Below are 2,024 nucleotides of genomic sequence, written 5' to 3' on the forward strand. Positions count from 1 at the left end.
AGCGTAAGCGTTGGATATTTAGGAAGCCCTGAATTAACAGAAAAAGCATTTACTATGATTGACGGTGAGCGCGCCTATAAAACAGGCGATGCTGGCTATGTTGAAAATGGTCTTCTATTCTATAATGGTCGTCTTGATTTCCAAATTAAGCTGCATGGTTATCGAATGGAATTAGAAGAAATTGAGCATCATCTTCGTGCGTGTTCTTACGTAGAAGGAGCAGTTATCGTTCCAATTAAAAAAGGTGAGAAATACGATTATTTATTAGCGGTTGTTGTTCCTGGAGAACATTCATTTGAAAAAGAATTCAAATTAACATCTGCAATCAAAAAAGAACTCAATGAGCGATTACCAAACTACATGATTCCACGTAAATTCATGTATCAATCTTCTATTCCAATGACACCAAATGGAAAGGTAGATCGCAAAAAATTATTGAGTGAGGTTACAGCATGACCGCATATGGATCATTTTATTTTTTCGCTATAGTGGGCATTTTATTAATACCTACTATCATAGCTGGATTAAAAGGTAAAATGTTGCGTAAATATAATGCCGTTTTAACATTAGTCATGCTTGCTATTATCTTCTCAGATAAACCGAAGCAAGCGATTATGTTAGCCGCATTTATTATTTGGCAATATGCCCTAATTAAAGGCTATTTACTTTTAAGAAAACAAAATAATAGTACATTCACGTTTTGTATAGCTGTTATTTTATCAATTTTGCCACTTATTTTGGCAAAAATCGCACCATTTGCACCTGACCTAAAGTTTATTGTATTTTTAGGTATGTCTTATGTAACATTTAGGGCAGTACAAATGGTATTTGAAGTTCGTGATGGTTTAATTAAAGAACTATCCTTCTTTAATTTTTGGGAATTCGTTTTATTCTTCCCAGCAATTTCAACAGGACCTATCGATCGTTACCGTAGATTCCAAAAAGATATTCAAAAGCCACCTAGTGCAGAAGAATATCAAAATTTACTATATACTGGATTAAACCGTATTTTCCAAGGTTTCTTGTATAAATTTATTATCGCTTACTTAATAAAGCAATATTTTATGGATCCGGCATTTGCACAGCAAGATACAATCCTATCCAATATGATTTACATGTATAGCTATAGCTTATATTTATTCTTCGACTTTGCTGGTTATAGCTCATTTGTAATTGGTGTGAGTTATATGATGGGTATTAAAACGCCAGAAAACTTTAATAAACCGTTCCTTAGTCGTAATATTAAAGACTTCTGGAACCGCTGGCACATGAGTTTATCATTCTGGTTCCGTGATTTTATTTACATGCGTTTCGTCTTTTTTGCAACGAAGAAAAAGTTAATTAAGAACCGTTACACTATTTCGTATATCGGGGCGTTTTTAAACTTCTTCATTATGGGAATTTGGCATATTACTGGTGAGCATGTGTATCAATACATTATTTATGGTCTTTATCATGCCGCACTGTTTATTCTATTCGATATTTTCGAACGAAAAAACAAAAAGCATAAGTTTTGGCCAAACAACAAATTTACACACGTCCTTGCGATCGTAATTACGTTCCACGTTGTATGTTTCGGTTTCCTAATTTTCTCTGGACACCTTAACAGATACTTTTAATGCACCCTTCTTATACCATTAAGAAGTTGCACATATAATATATTTCGGATATAAAGGAGATTTTAAAAATGGCAGAATTTAAAGAGCAAGTATTAGATATTTTAGAAGAAGTATGTGAAAACGATATTGTAAAAGAAAACTTAGATGTTCAATTATTTGAAGAAGGTATTCTTGATTCTTTCGCTGTAGTATCTTTATTAGTTGAATTCCAAGAGCGTTTAGATATTGAAGTTTCTATTTCTGATTTTGATCGTGACGAGTGGGCTACTCCAAACATGGTTATTAAGAAGTTGGAAGAAATCCGATGAACAAAGCAAAATTTGGTCCGATGCTTTTAGCATTGGCCCTTTTTGCTGTATTCCTACTTATTCCGACGCGCTTTCTACTCCCGCTTTTAAGTGACGA

At 33.6% G+C, this 2,024-nt stretch carries 3 protein-coding genes; all 3 read left to right on the forward strand.

The window, feature by feature from the left end; genetic code table 11:
- A partial coding sequence (locus PDQ40_RS27975) for an AMP-binding enzyme (protein WP_270691784.1) occupies positions 1–456 on the forward strand: 456 nt, incomplete at its 5' end.
- A complete protein-coding gene (dltB, locus tag PDQ40_RS27980) occupies positions 453–1,619 on the forward strand; it encodes a D-alanyl-lipoteichoic acid biosynthesis protein DltB (protein WP_229132081.1) in 1,167 nt (388 codons plus the stop codon). The genes PDQ40_RS27975 and dltB, both read left to right, overlap by 4 nt.
- A 68-nt stretch (positions 1,620–1,687) precedes the next feature.
- Positions 1,688–1,927: a D-alanine--poly(phosphoribitol) ligase subunit DltC gene (dltC, locus tag PDQ40_RS27985; RefSeq protein WP_000807310.1), complete on the forward strand. Its 240-nt coding sequence runs from the start codon at positions 1,688–1,690 to the stop codon at positions 1,925–1,927.
- Positions 1,928–2,024 lie beyond the last annotated feature (97 nt).

The sequence above is a fragment of the Bacillus cereus group sp. Bc061 genome, assembly GCF_027715825.1.
Classification (GTDB): domain Bacteria; phylum Bacillota; class Bacilli; order Bacillales; family Bacillaceae_G; genus Bacillus_A; species Bacillus_A paranthracis.

What these genes read in the sequence shown, in the direction of transcription:
- dltB (WP_229132081.1), top strand. Translation starts at nt 453, where the DNA reads ATGACCGCATATGGATCATTTTATTTTTTCGCTATAGTGGGCATTTTA.
- dltC (WP_000807310.1), top strand. Translation starts at nt 1,688, where the DNA reads ATGGCAGAATTTAAAGAGCAAGTATTAGATATTTTAGAAGAAGTATGT.